Raw genomic sequence first — 26,693 nt, 5'->3', positions numbered from 1 at the left:
ACTAAGACCATTTTGTATAGCTTGTAAAGGTGATAACAATCTTGATGAAATAAAATAAACAATAAGACATGATAAAATTAAAATCACAATAGATGTTATAATTTGATCAAATACATCTTCAATAACTAATTTATCTAAATCATCTTGTTTTTGAATTGCACACGCTACATAGTTAACATGAGCATTTGAATTATTAATATTTGCACAAACTCCAAATCTTTTTTCTCTACTATTTATCCCAGTATATTCAAAAGTCTTATAATCACCTACTACTTTATGGTGATTTTTAATCTCATCGATGTTTGGGTATGATTTTAATATTAAAGACTTATCGTTAGATGCAAAAGGTATTGAACTAGTATTGTCAAAAACAAATACACTTCCTGGTAATTTTTCAAATGTTTTTTGTAGAGATGTTAAAAGTAAATCAACACCCAAAACAGCTATAAGTTTTCCATTTTTTTCAATAGGTACAGAATAAGTAAAACTAGGGAATTTTGTTACTGAATCTTCGTACACATCACTTACAAAAACACCTTTATTTTTTAATGCTCCCTTGTACCAATCTCGCGTAGTCGCATTATATTGAGGATCATCATAATAACTTATACCACCACCTCTTTTTCTAAAAGGTATTCCTTTTTTATCTGATTCTGCATCACTAACAAGCATGGTTCCATCAGGAAAACCAAGATATACTGCTAAAGTATTTGAACCGTCTTTAAATACTTTCAAATCCTTAGCAAAATATTCCCCTAATTTATCAAAATTTTCTGTCTGATATTTTGGTAATGAATCTATATATTTTTTTATAGATAATAGAATTTCAACATAACTTTCAATATAAGTTTCCACTTGAGCAGTAGTTACTAATAAATAATCTTTATTTGCATTTTTACTATTTATAATAAGATTTTCTCTACTTGAATAAAAAGCCATTGCCGTTACTATAAACAAAGCTAAAGCAACTATAATCCCTGTAGTATAAGAAAGTTTATTCTTTACACTAATAAAACTATTTTTAAAAAGCATTTATTTTCCTTGAATTTTATTATCATTATATTAATAATTTTATCAAAAAATTATAATAATAATTTTAAAAATTCATAAAAACAAAATATTTTTAAAAAAGTAAAATAAAGTGATAGATGTAGAAATTTTTTAGAAAAATAGCAGTGAAGCAAGACTTCACTGCTATAAAATTATAGTTTACCTTCGTTTTTACTTAGATAATCAGCAACACCTTTAGGGTCAGCTTTCATACCTTCATCACCTTTGTTCCAGCCAGCTGGGCAAACTTCACCATGTTCATTAGTAAATAACATAGTATCAACCATTCTAATCATCTCATCAATGTTTCTTCCAAGTGGTAAGTCATTGATCACTGCATGACGAATTGTTCCATCAGCATCAAGCAAGAAAGAACCTCTTAAAGCAACTGCCTCTTCAAATAAAACATCAAAATTTCTAGCAATTTGTTTAGTTAAATCAGCTACTAAAGGAAATTTAACTTGACCTATACCACCTTGATTTACTGGCATATTTTTCCATGCAAAGTGAGAAAATTCATTATCGCAAGATACGCCGATTACTTCAATGCCTCTATCTTTAAAATCTTGATATCTTTTATCAAAAGCAATGATTTCAGATGGGCAAACAAAAGTAAAGTCTTTTGGATAGAAAAATACTACCGCGCCTTTTGGTCCTATATTTTTATAAAGATTAAAATCTTCAACTATTTGGTTATTTCCTAATACAGCTGGTGCTGTAAAATCAATAGCTTTTTTAGTAACTATCATTTTTTATCTCCTAATTAATAAATTTTATTTGTAACAAAATAATATCATTTGTAAATTTAAAAATTTATTAATTGTGTAAAATTATCCATAATTTAATTTTATTATCAAAATTAATAGATTTTAAGAATAAAATTAACACAATTTTGATAATCTTGCATTCAACATTAATATTAAGGAGTAAAAAATGGCAGTTAAAATTACTGATATTTGTATAGCATGTGGTTCTTGTATAGATGAATGCCCAGTAAGCGCTATCGTAGATGATGCAAATAATCCTGAGGGCGAAGACAGATATTATGTTTATGCAGATAAATGTGTTGAGTGTGTAGGACACAATGATCAACCAGCCTGTGCAAGTGCTTGCCCAACCGATGGTTGTATTGTATGGAGTGATGTAGTAGGTGGTCAACCAAGTCGTGATAACATCGGTAGTGATTTAAGAGACGGTTCAACTCCAGTATTTGCTTAATAAATTTTAATGTAAGTATCTTGATTTCAAGTTACTTACAAACCCTTCAATAACTCTAAACTTTTATATAAATTTAAAGCATTTTTTGGTATAATTAGCTCTTTTATAAATATAAAACTTATTTAAATTAAGGGGACGATTTTGGAAAAAACACTTTCTATTATTAAACCTGATGCAGTAAAAAAAGGTGTTATTGGTCAAATTTTAACACGCTTTGAAAACAATGGTCTAAGAATAGCAGCAACAAAAAAAATACAGCTTTCAGAAAAAGAAGCGCAAGAATTTTATGCTGTACACAAAGACAGACCTTTTTTTAAAGATTTAGTTGAATTTATGATCAGCGGTCCGGTTGTGGTTTCTGTTTTAGAAGGCGAAAATGCAGTGTTAAAAAACAGAGAATTAATGGGTGCTACAAATCCAAAAGAAGCAGCTCCTGGTACTATTAGAGCAGATTTTGCAGATAGTATTGATGCAAATGCGGTTCATGGAAGTGATAGCTTAGAAAATGCAAAAATTGAAATAGAATTTTTCTTTTCAAAAACTGAAATTTTATAATGAAAATTGCCTTTGCAAAACTTAGCTCTGTGGCTTATCCTTTTAAGCTAGATCTTGATAATATAGTTTTTGAAGGAACTATTACAAAAGTTAATCCAAAATTAGCAAAAATAAAAGCTAATTTCAAAGGATTTACTTATAGAAACTGTGATCGATGTGGCGATGAAATGGAGCTTGAAATCGATCAAAATATAGAGCTTTTTGCAAGCGATGGAATTTTTAAAGATGAAAATAATACTTTAAGTGATACTATGGAGTTTTTTGACTCTCATATAGATTTATTTGAACTTGCCACAAGTGAGTTACAATCTTATTTAAGTGATTATTTTTATTGTAATAAATGTTTAAATTAATAAAGGAGTAAAAAATGGCAGTACCTAAGAGAAGAGTGAGTAAAACTCGTGCAGCAAAACGCAGAACTCATTATAAAGTTACCTTACCTATGCCTATAAAAGACAAAGATGGTAGCTATAAAATGCCTCACCGTGTAAATCCAGTAACTAAGGAATATTAATAACGATGACAAGCATTGCTATTGATGCAATGGGTGGTGATTTTGGGGAAAAACCTATCATAGAAGGTGTGATTCAAGCTCTAAAAGAGCGTGAATTTAAAGCTATCTTGGTAGGGGATCCTCAAAAACTAAAAACCTTGATTCCTCAAGAATTAAACTCATACATAGAATACGAAGAAGCTTTTGATGTGTTTGCTATGGATGAAAATTCCACAGATGCACTAAAAAGAAAAGATAGTACTATTTACAAAGCCATTGATTTAGTAAGAAATCAAAAAGCAAAAGCTGTTGTTTCTGCTGGGCATAGTGGAGCTACTATGAGTTTAGCTACATTAAGGCTTGGAAGATTAGCAAATATTGCTAGACCTGCAATTGCTACTTTAATGCCAAATATCCATTCAAGAACACTTGTACTAGATGTTGGAGCAAATGTTGATTGTAAAAGTGAGCATTTATTTCAATTTGCTATTATGGGTGAAGCCTATGCTAAAGAGATTTTAAAAATTGCCAAACCTAGAGTTGCTTTACTATCAAATGGCGAAGAAGAATGTAAGGGAAATGAGCTTACCAAAGAAACTCATCAACTCTTAAAGCAACTTCCAAATTTTGTCGGAAATGCCGAAGGTAGAGATATCTTTAATGGTACTATAGATGTATTAGTATGTGATGGATTTAATGGGAATATTTTACTTAAAACAGGAGAAGGTGTAGCAAGTGTTATTACAAAGCTTCTAAAACAAGAAATTCAAAAATCTTTTTTAGCAAAACTAGGCTATCTTTTAGCAAAACCAGCTTTTAATGAACTAAAAACTCATATTGACTATGAAGAATACGGTGGAGCTCCGCTTTTGGGTGTAAAAGAATGTGTCATTATAAGTCATGGAAAAAGTGGTCCAAAAGCTATAAAAAATGCTATTTTTCAAGCATTAAATTTCACACAATCAAATATAAATCAAACTATAGAAAAAGAACTTTCTAATTATGAAATCAACTAAAGCTTCCTTAAAAAGTATAGCTTCTTATATCCCTACAAAAACTCTGAGTAATTTTGACTTAGAAAAAATGGTTCAAACTAGTAATGAATGGATATTAAGAAGAACTGGTATAGAACAAAGACACATAGCAAATGATGATGAGAATACAAGCGATCTTGGTACTAAAGCAGCTATTAAAGCCATACAAAGAGCTAATTTAAATCCTCAAGATATAGATGCGATCATCGTAGCTACTTTAAGCCCTGATTATTTTACCATGCCATCAACTGCATGTAAAATCGCTCATAATTTGGGCTTAAAAAATATCACCGCTTTTGATATTTCTGCCGCATGCTCAGGATTTATTTATCTTTTAGAGCTTGCAAAATCTATGGTTGAAAGTGGTACTAAAAAAAATGTATTAATCATAGGAGCTGAAAAAATTAGTTCTATTATGGATTATACTGATAGAAGTATTTGCGTGCTATTTGGTGATGGAGCTGGGGCTGGGGTTGTGTCATTAGATGATAATTTTCCTATTATAGATACTCATACTGCAAGTGATGGGGAATTTGGAGATTTATTAATGACTCAAAGAGCTCAAAAAAGCAGTATCTGCTCTCCACTTTCCATGCAAATGAAGGGGAATGAAGTATTTAAAATCGCTGTGAATACCCTAAGTAATGATGTTATTGAAATTCTTACCAAAAATGATATAAAAAGCGAAGAAATTGATCTTTTTATACCTCATCAAGCTAATTTAAGAATTATCAAGGCCGTACAAGAAAAATTAAACTTCAAAGATGAACAATGTGTAGTTACTGTTCAAAAATATGGCAATACCTCAGCTGCTTCAATTCCTATGGCAATGAATGATGCTTACGAGCAAGGTCGTTTAAAACAAGGTTCATTAATATTGCTTGATGCTTTTGGCGGAGGCTTTACTTGGGGTTCAGCATTGCTTCGTTTTGGTGGAGGAAATAACAACAAATAAGTAAAAACTTATTTGTTGTTAAAAGCTCCAATTTGATCCAATACTGACTTTCTAGTTTGATTATCTGAAGAATCTACGCGGATATAAAATTCAACTCTATTGTTTATTTCATCTTCTTTGTTTGCGCTCAAAGGATAATTTTCACCAAAACTAACCACTATAAGCTGAGCTGGATTAATTCCTCTAGTAATCAAATAATCAGCCACAACTTGAGCTCTTTTACTTGCTAAATCAAAATTTCTCTTAGGATCTTTATCACTTGCATCAGTATAACCTCTAAGTTCTATTTGAGCTTGTTTTGGCATTCTTTTTAAAACTTCGCTAATACGTTTTAGAAAATCTTGCACATCAGCTGAATCAATTTGTGTACTACCCCTAGCAAATTCAACCCTTGCAGGCAAATTTAAAACTATATTATTTTCTCTTTGATCTAATGCTGCTTTTAATTTTTCTATATTTTCTTGTTGGGTGATACTTAATTTTTTAAGCTTTTCAAGCTCTTCAACATTTGCATTAGATGGTGCACTGTATTTATTATGCACTTCACTTTCTTTTTCTAAAGGATTTGAAGCAGTAAATTCAAAAATTTTAACAAATTCAGTTTTTAAAGCCTCAGTTTTAGCGGGGTTACTTTCAGAAATCGCCCAAAGAGCAATAAACAGGGCCAAAAGCAAACTTAAAAAGTCTGCATAAGGCACAGCCCATTTTTCACCTGCTGGACATTCTGGACATTTATGTTTTTTTCCCATTTTTTAACTCTTACTTATCAAATTGAGAAATTCTAGGCTCACCTTGTCCAAGGTAATTAAACAATTTAGCCTCTAAATCTCTAGGGTTAGCTCCCTCTGCAATACTTACTATAGCATGTGAGATAACTATCCTTTCTTTAATGAGTTCATGAGCATTAGCTTTGATTTTATGACCCCAAGGTCCAAATAAAGCATAAGCACCAAAAATCCCAGTTACCGTTGCAGTAAATGCTCCTGCAATACCTGCTGCCATAGCTTGAGGATCATCTAAAAGTTGTAAAGCAAGCATAAGCCCCATAACCGCACCAACAAGTCCCATTGTAGGACAAGTCTCACCAAAACGGATCCAATATTCTGCCGTTTCTTTGTAATATTCTTCCATTTCCTCTATTTGGATTTCCATGCTTTCTTTAATCTCTTCTACGCTCTTACCATCAACCATCATCATCATGGTTTCTTTTAAAAACTCATTATCAATTTCATTAGTTTTTGACTCTAAAGCCAAAAGTCCATCTCTTCTTGCTATGATAGAGTATTCTACAAGCTCAGCTATCCTTTGACTTAAATTTACCCCCGCACCTTTAAAAGCAAGTTTTAATTCTTTATAAGCTGCTTTAACAAATTTTTTATGAGTTGCTGTCATCGCACAAAAAGCCGCAGTTGGAACCACGATTAAAAATGAACTTAAATGCAAAACATGCAAAGGGTTGCCACCCTCTAAAATATCCCCCACAGAAATACTAACAACAGCTAATACCATCCCAAGTATGGTTGAAAGATCCATTAATTATTCTCCTTATTTTAATGCGCCCCAATTTTTGGCAATACTTGATGAAGTTTTTAATTTAACTTTTAATTTTACAATATTTTCCATAATATCACTAGCATTTTTTGCAAATTCCTCACAAAGTTCATCTTTTACTTCAAAAATAAGCTCATCATGGATTTGTAAAATCAAGCGTTTATTTTCATCTAAATCTTTTGCAATTTCTATCATTGCAAGTTTTATTATATCGGCAGCAGAACCTTGAAGTGTAGAGTTAATGCTCTCTCTTTCATACATTGCCACATGCATAGGCTTTGCATTTTCAAAGTCAAAATAACGCTTACGGCCTAGTAAAGTCTTTATAAAACCATTTTGCTTAGCTTCATTTTTTACCTTTTCAAAATAAGTTTTAATGCTAGTAAAATTCTCAAAATATTTTTCAATATATTCTTTAGCTAACTTTGCTTCTATTTTTAAATTTTGACTCAAAGTCTTATAACCCATACCATAAATAAGACCAAAATTTATGCTTTTAGCAATACTTCTTGTCTCATAATCACTACGATTAAAAATCATAATAGCAGTTTTTGCATGAATATCCTCATTGTTTGAAAATGCTTCTAATAATTTCTCATCTTCACTAAAATGCGCTAGCATTCTAAGCTCAATTTGTGAATAATCAAGCGAGATAAAACTAAACCCTTCTTTTGCTACAAAACAGGATTTATAATCTTTAGCATATTGACCATGCGCAGGGATGTTTTGTAAATTTGGATCTTTTGATGAAAGGCGTCCTGTGGCTGTTCCTGTTTGTAAAAAACTTGAATAAATTCTTGAGTTTTCATCTTTTTTGGCTAATTTTAACAAAGGTTCACAATAAGTAGAAACTAATTTTGCAAGCTCTCTATAAGCTAAAATTTCTCTCACAATCGGATGTTCATCTAAAATAGCATTTAAAACCTTTTCATCGGTAGAATAACCTGTTTTACTTTTTTTACCACTTGGTAGTTTTAGTTTTTCAAATAAAATATCCCCTACTTGTTTAGGAGAATTAATATTAAATTTTTCACCCGCTAAATCATATATTTTTTCACTAAGTATTTTGATATCTTGATTAAAACTTTGCATTAGGCTTTCAAGCTTTTGAGTGTCAAGTTTAATACCATTATTTTCCATCATAATAAGCACTTTGATAAATTCAAACTCACTTTTTTGCGCAAGCTCAAACAAAGGCTTTTCTAAATTTTTTAAAAAATACAAATAAAATCTTAAAGTAACATAAGCATCCTCGGCTGCATATTTACAAGCTTTTTCTATATCCACCCCTGCAAAGCTTTCTCCTTTTTTTACCAAGTCTTCAAAATGCAAAGTCTCATAATCAAACAATCTTTTTGCTAAATCATCCATATTTACACGCAAACTTGGCTCTTTAAGCCATGCAAGTATCATAGTATCAGCATAGTTTTTTGGAGGAAGTAAATTAAAATTGTTTTTTATAATCTCAAAATCATATTTAAGATTATGACCTATAACCATGCTTTGATAGATTTTTTCTATACCCTTTTTAGCTACTTGCATAGAAATTTGCTTACAAACACCTAAATAATCATGCGCAAGTGGCACATAAAAGGCTTCACTTTCATGAAAACAAAAACTAAACCCTACTATCTTAGCTTCTTTAGTATCTAAGCCCGTAGTTTCAGTGTCAAAAGCAACAATGCTTTGATCATCAATTTTTTCTAAAATGTCAAATAATTCTTTCTCATCTAAGATTAATCTTGCATTAAATCCTAAATTTTTATCTTTATTAGTAGGATTGGTGCGTAGTTTTTTTAACAAAGCATTTAATTCATAATGCTCCAAAATATCCATAATCTTAAGCAAGGGCTCATCTTTTGGATACTCACAATTTAAAAGCATATCTTTTACATCTAAATTTTCATACAAAGAAGCAAGTTTTTTACTCAAAAAGGCATTTTCTTTGCCCTCAAGCAATAAATTACGACTTCTTTCATTACGCACTAGTGTTAAGTTTTCATAAATTCCCTCAATACTTTCAAACTCATCAAGTAAATTCTTAGCACCCTTAGCACCAATTCCTTTTACCCCCGGGATATTATCTGAGCTATCTCCACATAGAGCTAAAAAATCTCTTATTTGGCTAGGTTTTACCCCATATTTTTCTAAACACCCTGCTTCATTATAATCATTTTTTGAAATAGGACTATAAATACTAACTTTATCATCTTTTATAAGTTGATACAAATCTTTATCTTGAGTAATAATTCTTATAAAAATATCCTTATTTTCACACTCTTTAACCAAAGATGCGATGATATCATCAGCCTCATATCCTTCGCAAGAAAAACTTGAAAAACCCATTTTTTCTATCATTTGAATGCAAATTGGAATTTGAGCTAATAAATCAGGTGGAGGTGGAGTGCGGTTGATTTTATAATTTGGATCAATTTCACTTCTAAAAGTTTTTCCTTTACTATCAAGAGCAAAAATAATCATATCACTAGGATGTTCATTTTTCAAACTATAAATAAAATTAGCAAAACCGCTAATCATATTACTAGGTTCGCCTTTTGAATTTTTTAAACCCTTTAAAGCATAAAAAAGTCTAAAGAAAAAGCCAAAAGTATCAATTATGGTTAAAGTTTTCATTTTTTTCCTATATTAAAAAATAATAATAATTATCGCCCAAAATTATTTAAAAGTCGGTAAAAAGTATTAAATTTCCATTTTAAGCATTTTAGTTACAATTATATTTTAAATTTAAAACAAAGGTTTAATCTTGCAAACAAAATCAATCGCGGATGAAAATTTTCAAACTCCACAAGGAAAAAAGGCATTTAAAAAGGCTGTGTTTTCATGCTGGCTTGGAACTGCCATGGAATATGCAGATTTTGCACTCTATGGCTTAGCTGCAGCTACTGTTTTTTCAGAAGTTTTCTTTCCTGAACAAACTCCTATTATAGCATTATTGCTTAGTTTTGTTACTTATGGTATAGGTTTTATTGCTAGACCTATTGGAGCTTTATTTTTTGGATATTTAGGAGATAAATACGGAAGAAAAAATGTATTAATGAGCACCATTGCATTAATGGGTATTTCAACTACTTTAATTGGTTTTATACCAAGTTATGCAGTAATTGGAATTTGGGCTCCTATATGTTTGGTTATTTTGCGTTTTATGCAAGGCTTTGGAGCAGGTGCTGAGCTTTCAGGTGGGACTGTCATGCTTGGAGAATATGCTCCTAGCAAACATAGAGGTTTAATCTCTTCTGTTGTAGCACTTGGATCAAACAGCGGAACCTTACTTGCAGCTTTCGTGTGGCTTTTAGTTACAAGTATGGATGATGCTAGTTTTAAAGAATGGGGATGGAGAATTCCTTTTATAGGAAGTATTTTTATAGCACTTTTTGCTGTTTATATGCGTTTAAATGTAAAAGAAACTCCTGTTTTTGAAAAACAAAAAGAATTAATGCTAAAAATTCGTCATGAAAATGAAGCACATATGAAAAAAGATGAAAGAACTTTTTGGCAGAAAAGTCGTGCATTTTGGACTATGGTGGGTATAAGGATAGGAGAAAATGGACCATCTTATCTTGCACAAGGCTTTATAGTAGGTTATGTAACTAAAATTTTACTTCTTGATAAATCAGTAGCCACAACTGCTGTTGTTATCGCTTCTTTGGTGGGATTTTTGGTTATACCTTTAGCAGGATATTTAAGTGATAAATTTGGAAGGCGTATTACTTATAGAACCTTTTGCTTGTTTTTAATGCTTTATGCCTTCCCTGCTTTTATGCTACTTGATAGTAAAAATGAAATTATTGTAATTTTAACTATCATCGTAGGTATGTCTTTGGCATCTTTGGGGATTTTTGGTGTGCAAGCTGCATGGGGTGTGGAGCTTTTTGGGGCAAAAAATCGCTATACCAAAATGGCACTAGCAAAAGAATTTGGCTCTATACTTTCAGGAGGAACTGCTCCCATGATAGCTTCAGCTTTGCTTGCTTATTATGGCACTTGGTGGCCAATAGCCTTGTATTTTGTTATCACTGCAGGAATTGGTTTTATCACAACTTTCTTTGCACCAGAAACTAGAGGTAGGGATTTAAATTTAATAGAAGATGCGATATGATACGCCTTATTTTAGATACTGATATAGGTAATGGCGTAGCAGGGGCTAATACCGATGATGGTTTAGCCCTTGGGCTTATTTTAGCCTCTAAAGAAATCAAACTTGAAATGATTAGCACTTTAAGTGGTAATGTACAAGCTTTAACCGCTTATAGCGTTGCTAAAGATTTATTAAATAAGCTTAATCTAGACATACCTTTGTATTTAGGTGCCCATGAAGCTTTATGTGAAGATAGTCATTTTTGGAGACAAAGACTAGATAAAAGCGTAGAAGAGTTTAAGCTTACTCATCTTTGGGATCATATAAAACCTATAAAAATCTTAGAAAACATAAATCCAAATGCTTGTATGAAAATGGGTGAGCTTATTATGCAAAACCCAGGTGAAATTTCAATTTGCGCTATAGGACCTTTAACAAATATAGCCATAGCGATGAAACTTTTTAAAGATTTTGATAAAAATGTAAAAGAAATTTTTATCATGGGTGGAAGTTTTGATATGCCTTATCATATCAAAGATACAAATTTTGGCTTTGATCCTGAAGCTGCTAGTATAGTTTTAAACTCAAAAGCTAAAATCACACTTGTTCCTTATAATGCAACAATGCAAACTATGCTCACACATGAAGATTTAAATGCTTTAGAAAACCAAAATCCTCTTTGTGATTTTTTAGTACAGACTTTAAGAGTTTGGATTGATTATGCAAGCAAAACAAGAGGCACAAATGGCACATGGATACATGATGCATTAACTATTGCTTATATGCTTGATCCTAATTTAGCAAATTTTGATGAGTATTTAGTAGATGTCATTTGTGATAGTACTTTTGCTAGAGGAAGCACGGTAAGGTGTTTTAAAGATGCAAAAATGCCTATGAAAAATCATGAATTAAAAAACACTATAAAAGTTTTAAAAGATATCGATAATACTAGACTTTTAAATCTTTTAAAATCAAGACTTTTAAATGGAATTTGCTATGAAAATTACAAAAGCATAACGGCTTAATTTACCCAAGGCTATAAAAATACTTGCTTTTAAAAAAGAATACTTAGCAAATCCAAGCCCTAATGCAAAAAGATCTCCCACTATGGGTAAAAAAGTAAAAAAAGCATACAAAGAGCCAAATTTTTTAAAATTTGCATTGATTTTTTCTAATTTACGCAAAGAGTTTTTAAAATATTTTTCTAAAATTTGACTCTCTCCAAAATAAGCTAACGCATAAGTACTTAAACTACCCAAAGTATTTCCCAAACTTGCGACAAATAAAACCATATAAGCATTAAAATCTAATTTCACAAAAGCAAGCACAAAAGCCTCACTTGCCATAGGCAAAAGTGTGCTAGAGAGAAAACATACTATAAAAAGTCCTATATAGCTTATGTCATTATATAAAAAATCAAACATTACAAATTTTCTTAGTATTTATTTTCCAAATTATCATTTTAAAGAATTTTTAATAATAATTATCTTAGAATGTAAAGTCATTTGGCAATTTTTTAAAAGGAAAAACTATGGAAAGGAAAAAATTTTCTAAACTAATTTTAGAATACTCATTTAACAAAGCTTCTTTTTCTTGGCGTTAAGCCTACTACTACATTTTCAATCATTTTTTATTTTACATTTTTAGTTTTAGTTGATCATTTTTGATTTTATATTATTAATCATTTTAAGGAAATACTATGAAAAAATATTATGGAAAATTTGGTGGGCAATTTGTACCAAATGAAGTAAAAATAGCATTAGATGAAGTAGAAAAAGCTTTTTTAAAACTCAAAAAAGATAAAGATTTTAACACAGAATTAAAAGAACTCTTAGTTAATTATATAGGAAGACCTACACCTTTATACCATGCTAAAAATTTAAGCAAGCTTTATAATCATGAAATTTATTTAAAAAGAGAAGACTTAACTCACACAGGAGCTCATAAGATCAACAATGCCATAGCTCAAGCCTTAATGGCAAAGAAAATGAATAAGAAAAAAATTATTGCAGAAACCGGAGCAGGACAACACGGGCTTGCAACCGCTACTGCAGCAGCACTTTTAGGACTTGAATGTGAGATATTTATGGGAGCTATTGATGTAAAAAGACAAGCCTTAAATGTCTATAAAATGGAGCTTTTAGGAGCAAAAGTTCACGCAGTAGAAAGTGGAAGTAAAACTTTAAGTGATGCGGTAGATGAGGCTTTAAATTTTTGGGTTAAAAATACTAAAGAAGTATTTTATGTAGTAGGGAGTGTGGTAGGGCCTTATCCTTATCCGCAAATTGTTACGCATTTTCAAAGTATTATAGGTAAAGAATGCAAAATGCAACTTAGAAAATTAAATAAAAAAGTAGATTACATCATAGCAGCAGCTGGAGGTGGTAGCAATGCTGCTGGAATTTTTCATGCATTTTTAAAAGATGAAAAAGTTAAGCTCATAGGTGTTGAAGCAGCAGGTTTAGGAAAAGATACACCTTATCATGCAGCTACACTTACTAAAGGTAAAGAGGGTATTATCCATGGTATGAAAACTAAGGTTTTACAAGATGATAAAGGCAATATTGCTCATACTTTTAGCATCTCTGCTGGGCTTGATTACCCTGGCATAGGTCCTTTGCACGCATATTTACAAGAAAGTAAAAGAGCAAGTTATCATGCTATTAGTGATGATGAGTGCATTAATGCTTTAAAATTATTATGTAAAGAAGAAGGCATTATACCTGCCATTGAAAGCTCACATGCATTAGCTTATCTAGAAAAACTTTGTCCGACTTTAAAGAAAAAAAGTGTGATAGTTGTAAATCTTTCAGGAAGAGGAGATAAAGATATGCAAAGTATTTATGAGTATAAAAAAGGTGAAATTTATGGTTGAAGGATAACTTCAACCAATTTATTTTTTTGTGCTTTTTAGCTCTAAATTTAGATAATACCCCGTATAAGAACCACTTTTTTCATGATTCTTAGCAAGCTCTTCCACGCTACCTTTAGCTATAACCTTACCACCTTTAACCCCACCTTCAGGTCCCATATCGATGATATAATCAGCATTTTTAATCACATCTAAATTATGCTCTATTACAAACACACTATTTCTAAGATCAACTAAATGTTGCAAAACCAAAATAAGCTTATTAACATCTTCAAAATGAAGTCCTGTTGTAGGTTCATCTAAAATATAAAGAGTTTTTCCTGTATCGCTTCTGCTTAATTCTTTAGCTAGCTTAATACGCTGAGCCTCCCCGCCACTTAAAGTAGTTGCATTTTGTCCCAAGGTAAGATAATCAAGCCCAACTTTTACCAAAGTATCAAGCTTTTGTTTTATCTTTGGCACAGAAGTAAAAAACTCGCTTGCTTCAATAATACTCATATTTAAAACATCAGCTATGCTTTTGCCTTTATATTTAATCTCTAAAGTTGCATCATTATATCTTTTACCATTACAAACATCACAAGTTACCATCACATCAGGCAAAAAGTGCATTTCGATTTTAATCTCACCATCGCCGCTACACTTTTCACATCTTCCACCTTTAACATTAAAAGAAAAACGCCCTGCTTTATATCCTCGCATTTTAGCTTCTTTGGTAGCTGCAAAAAGATTACGAATTTCATCCATAGCACCTGTGTAAGTAGCAGGATTTGAACGTGGAGTCCTTCCTATAGGACTTTGATCAAGATAAATCACCTTATCAAGTTTTTCTAAACCTTCTATTTTAGCCCCACTTAGTTTTTTAACTTTTTTAGCGCGGTTAAGCTCTTCTTTTGCAAATGGAAGTAAAGTTTGTAAAATTAATGAGCTTTTACCACTTCCTGAAACGCCTGTAATTGCTACAAGATTGCGTAATGGAAAATCTACACTTAAATTTTGAATATTATTAATACTCACATCTTTTAAACTAATAAAATCTTTTTGTTCTCTATTTTTTTGATGAGCAATTTGCTTTTTGCCACTCATATAAAGGGCGGTTTGGCTTTTGCTTTTTAACAATTCTTTATAAGTTCCACTAAATACAACCTCACCACCAAATTTACCAGCATTTGGACCAATATCTACGATAAAATCTGCTTCTTCTATAGTCATTTTATCATGCTCAACCACGATTAAAGTATTACCCTTTTGCTGAAGATTTCTTAAAGTTTTAATGAGTTTTGCTGTATCTCGCTCATGCAAACCAATGCTAGGCTCGTCTAAAACATACATCACTCCACTTAAACCACTACCAATTTGAGATGCTATACGAATTCTTTGAGCTTCACCCCCGCTAATGGTTCTTGCATCACGCCCTAAGGATAAATACCCAAGTCCTACATCATAAAGAAAAAACAATCTTTCATTAATTTCTTTAAAAATAGGCTTAGCTATCAATCTTTCTTGCTCACTCAAATATGCAAAATTAGCTTCTTTTAAAAAAAATGCAGTGGTATTTTCTATACTCATATCTAAAATTTCACCCAAATTTTTCTCAGCTACTTTTACAGCTAAACTCTCAACTCTTAAACGATGGCCATTGCAATCTTTGCAAGTTTTTTCGCTCATATACTCGCTTAAATCTTTTTCATCTTTTAGCATTTCATAGGCATATTTAACCGCACCTTCAAATTTGCGATTTAAGCGATGTCTTTTCCATAAAAAGTTAATTTCCTTGGCATTACCATAAAGCACTAGGCGCTTTTCTTCTTCGCTTAGCTCATTGTATGGAATTTTTACCCTTATAGCATTTTGCTCACAAAAGGCCATTAAAAACTTATAATAATAACTTTTATTAAACCCATATAAAAGCTTTATAGCTCCTGCTTCTAAACTTAATTCTTCATTGATAAGTTTTTTCATATCTAGCGTATATCTTATACCAAGACCATCACAACTTGGACAAGCGCCTTTTGGAGAATTAAAAGAAAAACTCAAAGGCTCAAGCAAAGGAAAGGAAATTTTACAATCAAAACAAGCATTATGCTCACTATAATGAAAATGCCTAGGTATATTTAATTCTTCATTATTTAAAACTTCAATTTCCACTTCACCAAAGCTCTCACTAAGCCCTTTTTCTATATCGCTTGCAAGTCTTGCTAACATATCATCTTGTACTTGGAGTCTATCTATTACAAGTTTTATTGTATGTTTTTTGGTTTTAGCAAGCTCAATATCCTCATCAAGACGCGTTAAAACTCCATCAATTTGTGCTCTAACATAGCCTTTTGCGACTAAATTTTCCAAAAGATCTGCAAAAGTTCCCTTTTTTTCTTTAATCAACGGCGCATAAATGATGATTTTAGCTCCTTTTGGAAGCTTTAAGATTTCACCTACGATATCTGCTGCACTCATAGATGAAATTTTTTGGCCACATTGATGACAATGTTGTGAGCCAATCCTTGCATATAAAAGTCTTAGATAATCATAAATTTCAGTAATAGTCCCAACAGTTGATCGAGGATTTTTAGAAGTTGTTTTTTGATCAATAGCAATAGCAGGAGTTAAACCTTCTATTTTATCAACATTTGGTTTACCAACTTTATCTAAAAACTGCCTTGCATAAGCACTTAAACTTTCAATATAGCGACGTTGTCCTTCTGCATAAAGCGTACCAAAAGCTAAAGTTGATTTACCACTTCCACTAAGTCCTGTAAAAACTATAAGCTTATTTTTAGGAATTTCTAGGTTGATATTTTTAAGATTATTCTCTTTAGCACCAATGATACTTATTTTGTCATTATTCATAAAAATCCTCTTTTTATCAAATCAAGCATGTTTTTTAGCAAAATCTTTCATAAATTCACTTAACTTTTGAACCTTTTCAATGCTGATAGAATTATAAATACTAGCGCGAATTCCACCTAAAATTTTATGCCCTTTAAGACCTATCATACCATTTTCTTCAGCTTCTTTTACAAAAATTGGCTCTAAGTTTTTATCACAAGCTATGTTAAAACTAACATTCATTAGCGATCTATCTTCTTTTTTGGCATGACCTTTATAAAAACCATTACTCTCATCAATCACATCGTATAAAATTTTAGCCTTTTGTATGTTTTGCTCATTGATTTTATCTAAGCCACCTTGATTTAAAAGCCATTTCATTTCAAGATTAAACATATATATAGCAAAGGTTGCAGGTGTATTAAATAAAGAATTATTTTCAGCATAAACGCTATATTTTAACATACTAGGTATATTTTTGTTTTTACTACGCTCTATCATATCTTTGCGGATAAATGCACAAGCAAGCCCTGAAATTCCTGCATTTTTTTGCACTCCACCAAAAAGCATAGCGACATTAGAAAAATCTATCTTTTTAGAGAAAAAATCACTAGAAGCATCAATTATCAAAGGACTTTTAGTCTTTGGATAGCTTTTATACTGAGTTCCATAAATGGTATTATTAGAGCATATATAGGCATAATCTGCATTATCGCTAAATTCAAATTGTGGGATATGATCAAACTCACTTTCTTGGCTACTTGCTACTATTTTTGTATTTACTCCTAAAATTTCAGCCTCTTTAATAGCTTTTTTAGTCCAAACACCAGTATTGGCAAATTCACAAACTCCACCCATATATAAATTCATAGGTATCATAGCAAATTGCAAACTAGCTCCACCTTGCATTAAAAGCACTTCATAATCATCATTTACACCATAAAGCTCTTTTGCCATTTTAATAGCTTCAAAATGCACTTCTTCAAAAACCTTTCCACGATGAGAAACTTCCATAATAGAAAAGCCTTTACCATGATAATCAAACAAATGCTCCTGTGCCTCTTTTAAAACCTCATCAGGCAGATTTGAAGGACCTGCGCTAAAATTCATTACTCTCATTTTGTCTCCTTTTTATAGTATTTGAGCTTCTTTACTCTCATTTATTGAGCAAAGTTTTATAATATCTCCTTTTTTTAGTTTTTCAAGAGAGATATTTTTGCCATCTTTTTGTAAATTTATCAAATTTTTACTTTTATCAAAGAAATTTTTATGCTGAGTTAAAAGCTCTTCAAAATTATTAAGTTTATTTTCATAGTTTAATAATTTTAAATTTAAAACGCTCTTTAGTTGACTTTGTAAAAAATCAAGCTTTTGTTTTCTAAGAAAAAAAGCATTTTCTAAAGATTTCGCTTTGGCTAAATTTTGCAAATGATCGATTTTATTTTGATAAAACTTAAGATGGTTTAGCATTTGATTTTTAAAACGTATAGCAAGCTCATCAAGTCCTTGTTCTAAGCTGGGTTTATTTGGAAAAATCATATCAATAGCTGCACTTGGAGTTGGTGCTCTTAAATCTGCTACAAAATCACTAATAACATAATCAATCTCATGTCCAATAGCAGAAACGATAGGCGTTTTTAAAGAAAAAATACATCTTGCAAGTTCTTCATCATTAAAACAAAATAAATCCTCTCTACTTCCACCGCCTCTTGCTAAAATAATCGCATCTAAATTATACTCATCAGCTTTTTTTAAAGCATTTATCAAAGAATTTGGAGCGCTTTGTCCTTGGGTAAGGGCATTAAAAATAGTTATTTTACAAAGATTGTATTCCTTTTGTGAAATTAACTTTAACATATCTTGCAAAGCTGCTGAAGTAAAAGAAGTGATTATGCCTATTTTTTTAGGAAATTTAACAATGCTTTTTTTAGCATTTGTATCAAACAAACCTTCTTTTTCAAGCTTTTCTTTTAAAGCTAAAAATTTAGCTTCTAAATCTCCAAGGCTTGTTTTTTGCATACTTTTAGCGATAAATTGATACCTACCACTTGCTTCATATAAACTCACATAACCTCTAAGATCAAGCATATCACCAACCTTAGGTTTAGCTTGAACAAATTGATTAAAACCTTTAAACATCACGCAAGCTATGCTTGATTTTTCATCTTTTAAATCAAAATACCAATGCCCTGAACTATGAATGGTAATTTTAGAAATTTCCCCACTAAGCTCTATATCATCAAGATGAAATTCTAATAAACTTTTAGCCTTTAAATTAAGTTCTGAAACTTTCATTTTTTTCTTGCAATAAACATAGAACAAACACCAAAACTAAAGCTTTTATACTCTAGCATTTCAAAATGCCCACTCAATTCTTTGATAAATTCTTCTTTGCTTAAAAAATCTTCTATAGAATTTGGTAAATACTCATAAGCGCTATAATTTTTACTAATAAATCCACCCACTTTTGGCAAAATATTTTTTAAGTAAAAATCTCTACAAGCAGCTATAAAACCACCCTGCTCTCTTTTGGTAAATTCAAGTACAAGTAAAATCCCATCCTTTTTTAACACTCTTGCAAATTCTTTTATAGCTTCTTTTCTATCTACCACATTGCGTATGCCATAACTTATACTTATGATGTCTGCACTTTCATTTTCAAGTGGAAGCTCTTGTGCTTTTGCTTGGACAAAAGTTGCTTCAGGAATTTTTTTCTTAGCTACTTCAAGCATGCCCGCACTTGGATCAACCCCTTTTATACTCGTAATGTTTTTATTTGCTTTTAAGGCTTGATTTTGCCATTCTATAATCATATCGCCCGTACCACAAGCTACATCGATAATATCAAGTTCATTATTAGAAAATTTAAAAACATCCAAACAAGCTTTTTTTCTCCAACTCACATCACTTCCAAAACTTAAAATTCTATTAGCCTTATCATAAGTTGGTGCTATATCATCAAACATTTTAACTATTTTTTCTTGTTTTTGCATGTTTTTCCTAACTATATATTTTTAATTTTTTGATGCTTTTTGCAATTTGTTTTATTATATTTTCATCATAAGAATTTTGGTCTAAATGATTATATTTAAAATAATTTTTCAACTTTTTAATGCTTTTTTCTTCAAACATAGTTGCAAAATAGCATAATAAAAATTTTATTTTTTCTAATTCTTCTTCAAGATTTGTTTGAGATTTTACAATTTTTTTCTTTAAAAAAACTAATTCTTTTCTTAGTTTAAAAGCTATTAAAGACTTTAAAATTTGATTTTTTCCTTGATAAAATTCATAATCATTTTTTAAAATAAAATCCACATCAAGAAAAATATCATTAATTTTTTCATCGCTTAAAATAAAAATATATTTTTCTAGTTCAAACTCATGGTATTTTTTCATATTAATTTGATTTATCAAAAATGAAAATTGTTGTTTTAGCTTATTTTGAATATTTTTTTCAAAAAGAGTATCAAAAACATCAAGACAAAAACAAATTTGCTTAAGGCTTATAAAACATTGTTCCAAGTTTTTTTCACTTGAATTTTTTAAAAAATTTAATCTGTCATTTTTTAAGTTTTTTAAAAGAACGAAAAGTAAAATTTTACCAGCTGAAAAACTTTGAATTTGATTTGGAAAATGCAAGTTAATATCTTTTTGTTTATCTAAAATTTTAATACATCTAGCACTATCAAAAACTTTAGAAAGATCCCCATATAATGCTAAATTTTTACTATAAAAATTCTCATCATCTGTAATTTCTTTATAATTTTTAAAAAAATGAGGTAAATCAAACCGCTTTGCTTCTTCAACGGTGGAAAAAATCACTTTTAAAATGACCAAATTTTTTAAATTGTTTTTAAATTTATAAAGGAAAAATTGGGTATTATCAAGCTCAAAACTAATTCTTGTTTTTTTTATTATATTGGTTATAGCATTTTTACTTTTTTGATGTTTAAATTCTTTTTTAGATATTTTATGAGTTTTTTTATCTAAAATATCATGTAATTTATAAAATGTAAATTGATAATAATCTTGATTGATTTTTTTATATTTGATATCACAAAAAGGATTTATACGTGTAAAAAATACACGTATTTTATCCTTAGAATAAGCAAGTTTTTCTTCTTTTAAAATTTTGATATAATCATCATTTTCAATTAAAAAGCGTCTTTGTATTTCACAAATCATTTTACTTGCAAAATTTACAACCATTCACATAAGCAAACACGCCAAGATAGTCAATAATATTACCAATCTTTTTCTCAAGATCTTCTTGGTATTTATTAATCCCACTATCTTCATAGCGCACATCTTCTATGTGATTGCATTTACTACAAATTACATGAATATGTGGATATTCATAAATGTCATAACAAGTTTTTTGATTTGGAGTATTAATTTCTACTACCAAACCTTGTTCTTTTAAGGTATTTAAATTTTTATATACCGTAGCTAATGAGATAGAAGGATATTCTTCTTTAATACTTTCATACAAAGATTCTATATTAGGATGCTCGTGGCGTTTTAAAATTTTTAAAATACAAAGTCTTTGTGGAGTAGCTTTTAAATCACAGTTTTTAAGCATTTGAATAAGTTCCATAGTCTATTCTCCAAATATTTTTACTTATAGTATAACTCTTTTTTTATAAAAAAATGATTATATTAAAAGATATTTTTTATCTTTTAATAAATTTTAATTTTTTGACACAATGAATCAATATCAAGCTCTAAAAATTTTTCCACTTCACTTGTTTTGCCATGGGCTATAAATTGATCTTCAAATTCAAAACTTACTAGTTTTATATGATAAAGATTTTCTTTTTGTAAAAAATTTGTAATCAAACTTCCCACTCCACCTATTTTAGCACTATCTGAAAAAACAAACCAAGTTTTTGTATCTTTTGCCAACTCTTTTAAAAGCTCTTCATCTAAAGGCTTTGCAAAAATCAAATCTATTAAGCTCGCATAATCTAATCCAAGTTTATCTAAAGCTAGTTTTGCTTTAGCCACACCTTGACCAAAACCTAAAAATACTTTATCGCTTTGTACTTTAGATAAAATTTGAGCTTTAGCAAGTTTTATCTCACATGGATTAAAATCATCATTTAATAAAAAATTACCCCTAGGATAGCGAAAAGCAAAAACACCTTGATGAAAATATGCATATTCCATAATATTTTCCATCATAGCCTCATCTCTTGGAGCTGCTAGAGTAATATTTGGTATAGCACTTAAAAAGCTAATATCAAAAACACCCTGATGAGTTTCTCCATCTTCTCCTACAATTCCTGCTCTATCCATAGCTATAACTACATTTAAATTCATAATAGCACAATCATGAATTACTTGATCATAAGCTCTTTGCATAAAAGTACTATAAATTGCTATAAAAGGTTTAAAACCTTCTTTTGCCATAGCCGCCATAGAAGTAACTGCATGTTGTTCTGCAATTGCGACATCCCAAAAACGTTCAGGATATTTTTCTATTAATTTATCAAGTCCAGTACCACTTGGCATAGCAGCAGTTACACCCACTATATTTTCATATTTTTGAGCTAAATTCAATAGGGTATTTGAAAAAATTTCTGTGGCGCTTTTTTTACTTATATTTGCCTTTAAACTCTCCCCGCTACTTCTATCAAAAGCACCTACTCCATGCCATTTAGCATTTTTTCCCTCGGCTAATGCATAACCCTTGCCTTTGATAGTTTGCGCATGCACAACGCAAGGTTTTTTCATAGCTTTTGCTTGATTGAGCGCATTAATAACCTCATTTAAATTATGTCCATCAATGGGACCAATATACTCAAGTCCTAATTCTTCAAACAAAAGTCCAGGTGTGATAAGTCTTAAGCCCTCTTCAAAACGCTTTGCCATATAAGAAGCGCCTTGAGGAAAGTATTCTAAAAGATTTTCTATGCGTTTTTTAAATTTTTGATAAAACTGCGTTGCCATTGCCTGAGAAAGGTATTTTGAAATAGCTCCAATTGGCCTTGAAATACTCATTTCATTATCATTTAAAATGATCACGCAAGGGTATTCTCTATCACCAAGCTCATTTAAAGCTTCATAAGCCATACCCGCACTTAGCGCTCCATCACCTATTAATACAACAGGCAAACGATCTTCATCTTTTAATCTTATAGCCTTACAAGCTCCAACTGCTAAAGATATAGAAGTGCTTGAATGTCCTGCTACAAAATAATCTCCCTCATCAGGCTTTGTATAACCACTTAAACCATCAAACTGTCTTAGAGTATGAAAATTATTTATTTTACCACTTAAAAGCTTGTGTGGATAAGATTGGTGTGAAACATCAAAAATAAAAGGATCTTTTTTTACATCAAAAACATAATGCATAGCTATACTAAGCTCAACTACACCCAAATTTGAACTTAAATGTCCGCCATTTTTACTCACTGTATCTATGATAACTTCACGCAAATTGTTAGCTAAATTTTCTAACTCTTTAATTTGCATATTTTTAATATTTAAGTTATTTAAGTCTATCATTCATTAACCATATTTTTGATTTTTTGCAAACGATTATTAAGGTTTGATTCTATATTGCCTGCATCACTTAATATTAAAATACTCCCCTTATTAATCGCATCATCAAGACTAAATTTGATATTACTTTGCTCTTGTTCTAAATGTGATTTTACATATTCAAAATCATCAGGGCTAAGTTTTAATTCTATTTTAGTAGCATTTTTAAGCTCATTCATAAGCTCTTTTGCTAAATTTAATGCTATAAGTGAGGAATTTTCCTCAAGTTCTTTTGCAATCACTTCTTTTGCGATAATTACAGCTGTATCGGCTAATTCTTTTTCATTTTTAGATAAAAACTCATTTAAATTTTGCACTGTATTTTCAAGTTTTTCTACACTTTTTAAGTATTTTTCTTTTAAAGCTTCTAATTCACTTTCAAAATTTTTTTGAGCTTGCTCATAACCTTCTTTGGTAAATTTTTCTTTTGCATGTTCTAATTCTGTATTTAAGCGATTGTTAAATTCAGCCTCTTGGCTTTCTATTTGCATTTGTAATTTAATAATATTTCCTGACATTTCATCAGTTTTTTTAAGCAAATCTTCTACAAAATCAGGTTGGATTTGTGGTTGTGGGACTTGTGGGGTAGTTTCTACTGTTTGATTTTCCACTGCTTGCTGAGTAGCATTTTGAGCCAGAGGAGTTTGATTTATAGTTTGAGTTTCTTCTTGTTTTTGCTCTTCATTAGAAGACATTTCACTCATAACTTTAAAATGATATCCCTCAACTACATGAGCAGAAATGTTTTCAGGTGAAATTACATTAGTTAATTTAGCCATAATCTTACTCTATCATCTCATCGGCCTCACCCACTTGGATAAGACCTTGTTCTGCAAGTTTTTGCACCACTTCTACAACTTTTCTTTGAGCCTCTTCAACATCTTTTACACGTACAGCACCCAAAAAGCCCATTTCTTCTACAAAAGCTTCAGCAGCACGCGTTGACATATTTGCCATAAATTTTTGTTTTAAATCCTCACTTGCACCCTTTAAACCTATCATCAAATCACGTTTATCAGCAGCTTTTAAAACTTCTCTAATCGCATTAGTACTAAGCTGAGAAATATCATCAAAAGTAAACATTAAATCTTTAATGGTTGTAGCAAGTTTTTCATCACTTTGCTCAATATAAGAAAGTGTTGTTTTGGATGCTTTTTGACCCAAGCGATTAAGCACTTCAGCAACCGCTCTTGGACCACCCACTTCAACTTTATAAGAAGTAAGACTTTCAAGTTTACTTTCAAGTACAGCAGATACTCTTTTGATAATTGAAGGTGAAATATCCCCAAGATTTGCCATTCTTATTACAACCTCAGCCCTTAATTCATCACTAAAATACTCCAAAGTTTCAGCAGCTTGAGTAGTATCCATATGAGCTAAAATCAAAGCTATAGTTTGAGGGTGCTCTTTAATGATAAAGTCAGCAAGCTGTTGTGGTTTGATTTGAGAAAGATAAGCAAAATTTTGGTTATTTTCCATACTTTTGGTAAGTTTTTCCAAAATTTTATTGGCAATTTCAGGACCAAAAGTTCTAAATAAAATTTCTTTTGCATATTCCAAACCGCCACTTTTTAGATATTGGTTTGATTGTAATAAAGTATAAAATTCTTCTAAAACTGCAGTAGCAACTGGTTTGTCAACATTTTTTGCTAAAGCGATATAGCGAGAAATTTCAGTGATGACATTAATATCCATATGAGAAAATAAAACTGTCGTTACATCTTCTCCAAGTTGGATTAAAAAAATTGCGACCTTTTCTGGCATAGAAAGGTCATCATAGACCATTTTTTGTTCTTCACTAAGCTTTATCATCAGATATCCTTCTCACCAAATTCAGCTTCATTTTCAACAAGTTTTTGTAACAATAATGCCACTTCTTCACCTTTTTCATTAGCCACTGCTCTTAATTTTTCGAGCAAGACATCATATTGAAGCGCATCTTCATCAAAATTATCCCCAAAGCCAAGTTGTTCTTCAACTTTCTTACGTGCTGCGTTGAATTTTTCAATAGCATCTTCAGCCTCGTCAATGATTTGCCCGTCTTTTCCTTCCATCTCTTCTTCAAGCTTAATATCTGCAAGCATTTTTTGTGAAAATGGCACAATAACTTTTTTATAAAAGATGAAAAGTAAAATCGCAGCAAAGACATACTTAACAGGCGGGATAAATGGCTCAACAAATCTTGAATAGAAAGTTTGAACCTTATTTTCAACTTTAGCTGTTCTATGAAATTCCAAATTATTTACTTCAACCGCATCACCTCTAGCAAGATTAAAACCTATAGCGCCTTTAGTGAGATTTTCAATAGCTTGAATTTCTTTATCGCTCAAAGGAATATATTCATTAGTAATATTTCCCTGATCATCAGTAATTACTTTGTATTTTCCATCTACTACAACGGCCGCAGAAATTCTTTTAACGGTTGCAAATTGCTTAGTGGTATTGGTAATTTTTTTAGAAATTTCATTATTAGTTGTAGTTTGGTTTTTAGTATAAACCTCGCGTGCACCTTTATCATCTAAACCTTCTACAGGACCGATATTTGAAACAGCACCTGGCACACCTTGAATTTCTTTATCTTTATAGCCTTCTCTATGTTCTTCTAAAGTTTGCTCACTACGCACGACTGTGTTTGGATCATATACTTCACTTTGTGATTCTTCTTTAGAAAAATCATAATCAATACTAACCTTTGCCACTACTCTATCATAACCACCCGCAAATGGAGCAATAGAAGCAACAATTTTTTGCTCTAATTCATATTCTTGATCTCTTTTATATTTAATTTGAGCAGCGATTAAATCACTCTCAAAAGCACCCTCATCATCTAAAGGAATACCTTTTTGATCCATGATTTTTACATTTTCAGGGGTAAGTTTTGTCACTGAAGAAGCAATTAAGTTTTTAATCCCCATAATTTGCTTTTTATTAAGCTTTAAGCCTTCTTTTATCGTCAAAGCTACTGAAGCAGTTGGTGGGACTTGTTGTTGAGTAAAAAGTGTATCTTTAGCAAAAGCAATATGCACTGTGGCGCTATGAATAGGCTCTAAACTTTCAATTGTTCTAGCAAGTTCACCTTCTAATGCTCTTTGGTATTTTACCTTTTGCTCAGCTTCTGTTGCGCCAAATTCTTGTTTATCAAAAAGCTCAAAACCTACTTTATTATCTTTTGGCAATAACCCTGCAGAAGCAATAGCCAAACGCTGTTTATATACTTGTTCATTAGGAACTAAAATCGTTCCTTCATTACGCAAAATATAAGGAACTCCACTTTTTTCAAGTTGCGTTACTATCATCGCCGAATCACTAGTATTAGCATTTTCGAATAATACTGAATATCCAGCCTCACTAGCTACTGTAGAACCACTTCTAAAAAGGGTTAAAAATACTAAAAATCCAACTACAACAACAATAGAAGCAGCAATGATAATACGCTGTCTTAAACTTAAATTTTGATAAAGCTGACCTACTTGGTGCAGTATAGTTTTATAATCCAT

General features: G+C 30.9%; 25 protein-coding genes. 9 read left to right on the top strand and 16 right to left on the bottom strand.

Annotation, left to right across the window (positions count from 1 at the left end; translation table 11 throughout):
- On the bottom strand, window positions 1-1,032 hold a 1,032-nt coding region (locus L8X24_RS05480), incomplete at its 3' end, for a cache domain-containing protein (RefSeq protein ID WP_263663940.1).
- 170 nt (window positions 1,033-1,202) lie between these two features.
- A complete protein-coding gene (locus tag L8X24_RS05475) occupies window positions 1,203-1,799 on the bottom strand; it encodes a peroxiredoxin (protein WP_087699604.1) in 597 nt (198 codons plus the stop codon).
- Between the two features lie 184 nt (window positions 1,800-1,983).
- On the opposite strand from L8X24_RS05475, the gene L8X24_RS05470 reads away from it, so the two are divergent.
- The 6 genes from L8X24_RS05470 (at window position 1,984) to L8X24_RS05445 (ending at window position 5,305) form a co-directional block, all read left to right on the top strand.
- Window positions 1,984-2,268, top strand: coding sequence for a DUF362 domain-containing protein (locus tag L8X24_RS05470; protein WP_173786825.1), 285 nt, complete (start codon window positions 1,984-1,986; stop codon window positions 2,266-2,268).
- Window positions 2,269-2,409: 141 nt separating this feature from the next.
- A complete protein-coding gene (gene ndk, locus L8X24_RS05465) occupies window positions 2,410-2,823 on the top strand; it encodes a nucleoside-diphosphate kinase (RefSeq protein WP_173786824.1) in 414 nt (137 codons plus the stop codon).
- The gene (locus L8X24_RS05460; RefSeq protein ID WP_263663939.1) at window positions 2,823-3,176 is read left to right on the top strand and encodes a DUF177 domain-containing protein; all 354 of its coding nucleotides are present in this window, start codon (window positions 2,823-2,825) and stop codon (window positions 3,174-3,176) included. Before ndk ends, L8X24_RS05460 begins: the two co-directional genes overlap by 1 nt.
- Window positions 3,177-3,190: 14 nt before the next feature.
- Window positions 3,191-3,337, top strand: a complete 147-nt coding sequence (rpmF, locus tag L8X24_RS05455; RefSeq protein ID WP_012662034.1) for a 50S ribosomal protein L32 — start codon at window positions 3,191-3,193, stop codon at window positions 3,335-3,337.
- A 5-nt stretch (window positions 3,338-3,342) separates the two neighbouring features.
- A complete protein-coding gene (gene plsX, locus L8X24_RS05450) occupies window positions 3,343-4,332 on the top strand; it encodes a phosphate acyltransferase PlsX (protein WP_263663938.1) in 990 nt (329 codons plus the stop codon).
- Window positions 4,319-5,305, top strand: coding sequence for a beta-ketoacyl-ACP synthase III (locus L8X24_RS05445; RefSeq protein ID WP_263663937.1), 987 nt, complete (start codon window positions 4,319-4,321; stop codon window positions 5,303-5,305). The genes plsX and L8X24_RS05445 overlap by 14 nt, the downstream gene beginning before the upstream one ends.
- An 8-nt stretch (window positions 5,306-5,313) precedes the next feature.
- Here the strand turns inward: L8X24_RS05445 and motB are convergent, their stop codons facing one another.
- The 3 genes from motB to polA are packed head-to-tail and all read right to left on the bottom strand — an operon-like array spanning window position 5,314 to window position 9,490.
- Window positions 5,314-6,054: a flagellar motor protein MotB gene (gene motB / locus L8X24_RS05440; protein ID WP_263663936.1), complete on the bottom strand. Its 741-nt coding sequence runs from the start codon at window positions 6,052-6,054 to the stop codon at window positions 5,314-5,316.
- Window positions 6,055-6,064: 10 nt separating this feature from the next.
- Window positions 6,065-6,838: a flagellar motor stator protein MotA gene (motA, locus tag L8X24_RS05435; protein ID WP_039619177.1), complete on the bottom strand. Its 774-nt coding sequence runs from the start codon at window positions 6,836-6,838 to the stop codon at window positions 6,065-6,067.
- Between the two features lie 12 nt (window positions 6,839-6,850).
- Window positions 6,851-9,490: a DNA polymerase I gene (polA, locus tag L8X24_RS05430; protein ID WP_263663935.1), complete on the bottom strand. Its 2,640-nt coding sequence runs from the start codon at window positions 9,488-9,490 to the stop codon at window positions 6,851-6,853.
- A gap of 130 nt (window positions 9,491-9,620) precedes the next feature.
- On the opposite strand from polA, the gene L8X24_RS05425 reads away from it, so the two are divergent.
- Window positions 9,621-10,973, top strand: a complete 1,353-nt coding sequence (locus L8X24_RS05425; RefSeq protein WP_263663934.1) for an MFS transporter — start codon at window positions 9,621-9,623, stop codon at window positions 10,971-10,973.
- Window positions 10,973-11,977, top strand: coding sequence for a nucleoside hydrolase (locus tag L8X24_RS05420; RefSeq protein WP_263663944.1), 1,005 nt, complete (start codon window positions 10,973-10,975; stop codon window positions 11,975-11,977). Before L8X24_RS05425 ends, L8X24_RS05420 begins: the two co-directional genes overlap by 1 nt.
- On the opposite strand, the gene L8X24_RS05415 is transcribed toward L8X24_RS05420, so the two are convergent.
- Entirely contained in the window at window positions 11,933-12,376 is a 444-nt protein-coding gene (locus L8X24_RS05415; RefSeq protein ID WP_263663933.1) for a YqaA family protein, read from the bottom strand. The two genes, L8X24_RS05420 and L8X24_RS05415, sit on opposite strands and share 45 nt — an antisense overlap.
- A gap of 275 nt (window positions 12,377-12,651) precedes the next feature.
- Here L8X24_RS05415 and trpB point away from each other — a divergent pair, with 275 nt between their 5' ends.
- Window positions 12,652-13,827, top strand: a complete 1,176-nt coding sequence (gene trpB, locus L8X24_RS05410) for a tryptophan synthase subunit beta (RefSeq protein ID WP_263663932.1) — start codon at window positions 12,652-12,654, stop codon at window positions 13,825-13,827.
- Window positions 13,828-13,845: 18 nt separating this feature from the next.
- On the opposite strand, the gene uvrA is transcribed toward trpB, so the two are convergent.
- The 10 genes from uvrA to fliF form a co-directional block, all read right to left on the bottom strand.
- Window positions 13,846-16,671, bottom strand: coding sequence for an excinuclease ABC subunit UvrA (gene uvrA / locus L8X24_RS05405; RefSeq protein ID WP_263663931.1), 2,826 nt, complete (start codon window positions 16,669-16,671; stop codon window positions 13,846-13,848).
- 21 nt (window positions 16,672-16,692) lie between these two features.
- Window positions 16,693-17,769 (bottom strand): phosphoserine transaminase, encoded by a 1,077-nt coding sequence (serC, locus tag L8X24_RS05400; RefSeq protein WP_263663930.1) that lies wholly within the window; start codon window positions 17,767-17,769, stop codon window positions 16,693-16,695.
- A gap of 12 nt (window positions 17,770-17,781) precedes the next feature.
- A complete protein-coding gene (xseA, locus tag L8X24_RS05395) occupies window positions 17,782-18,945 on the bottom strand; it encodes an exodeoxyribonuclease VII large subunit (RefSeq protein WP_263663929.1) in 1,164 nt (387 codons plus the stop codon).
- Complete coding sequence (gene ubiE / locus L8X24_RS05390; RefSeq protein ID WP_263663928.1) at window positions 18,942-19,643, bottom strand: bifunctional demethylmenaquinone methyltransferase/2-methoxy-6-polyprenyl-1,4-benzoquinol methylase UbiE; 702 nt, start codon at window positions 19,641-19,643, stop codon at window positions 18,942-18,944. The genes xseA and ubiE overlap by 4 nt, the downstream gene beginning before the upstream one ends.
- 7 nt (window positions 19,644-19,650) lie before the next feature.
- Window positions 19,651-20,835, bottom strand: a complete 1,185-nt coding sequence (locus L8X24_RS05385; protein WP_263663927.1) for a hypothetical protein — start codon at window positions 20,833-20,835, stop codon at window positions 19,651-19,653.
- Between the two features lies 1 nt (window position 20,836).
- Window positions 20,837-21,247, bottom strand: a complete 411-nt coding sequence (gene perR / locus L8X24_RS05380) for a peroxide-responsive transcriptional repressor PerR (protein ID WP_263663926.1) — start codon at window positions 21,245-21,247, stop codon at window positions 20,837-20,839.
- Window positions 21,248-21,330: 83 nt separating this feature from the next.
- Entirely contained in the window at window positions 21,331-23,160 is a 1,830-nt protein-coding gene (dxs, locus tag L8X24_RS05375) for a 1-deoxy-D-xylulose-5-phosphate synthase (protein WP_263663925.1), read from the bottom strand.
- Window positions 23,157-23,975: a flagellar assembly protein FliH gene (gene fliH, locus L8X24_RS05370; RefSeq protein WP_263663924.1), complete on the bottom strand. Its 819-nt coding sequence runs from the start codon at window positions 23,973-23,975 to the stop codon at window positions 23,157-23,159. The genes dxs and fliH overlap by 4 nt, the downstream gene beginning before the upstream one ends.
- 4 nt (window positions 23,976-23,979) lie before the next feature.
- Window positions 23,980-25,008, bottom strand: a complete 1,029-nt coding sequence (gene fliG / locus L8X24_RS05365; protein WP_012662055.1) for a flagellar motor switch protein FliG — start codon at window positions 25,006-25,008, stop codon at window positions 23,980-23,982.
- Window positions 25,008-26,693 carry a flagellar basal-body MS-ring/collar protein FliF gene (gene fliF, locus L8X24_RS05360; protein ID WP_263663923.1) on the bottom strand — a complete coding sequence of 562 codons (1,686 nt, stop codon included), beginning with the start codon at window positions 26,691-26,693 and terminating at the stop codon, window positions 25,008-25,010. Before fliF ends, fliG begins: the two co-directional genes overlap by 1 nt.

This window comes from Campylobacter sp. CNRCH_2015_0814, assembly GCF_025772765.1.
Classification (GTDB): domain Bacteria; phylum Campylobacterota; class Campylobacteria; order Campylobacterales; family Campylobacteraceae; genus Campylobacter_D.
The sequence above is the reverse complement of the archived record's forward strand: the minus strand, read 5'-3'. Positions and strand labels throughout refer to the sequence as shown.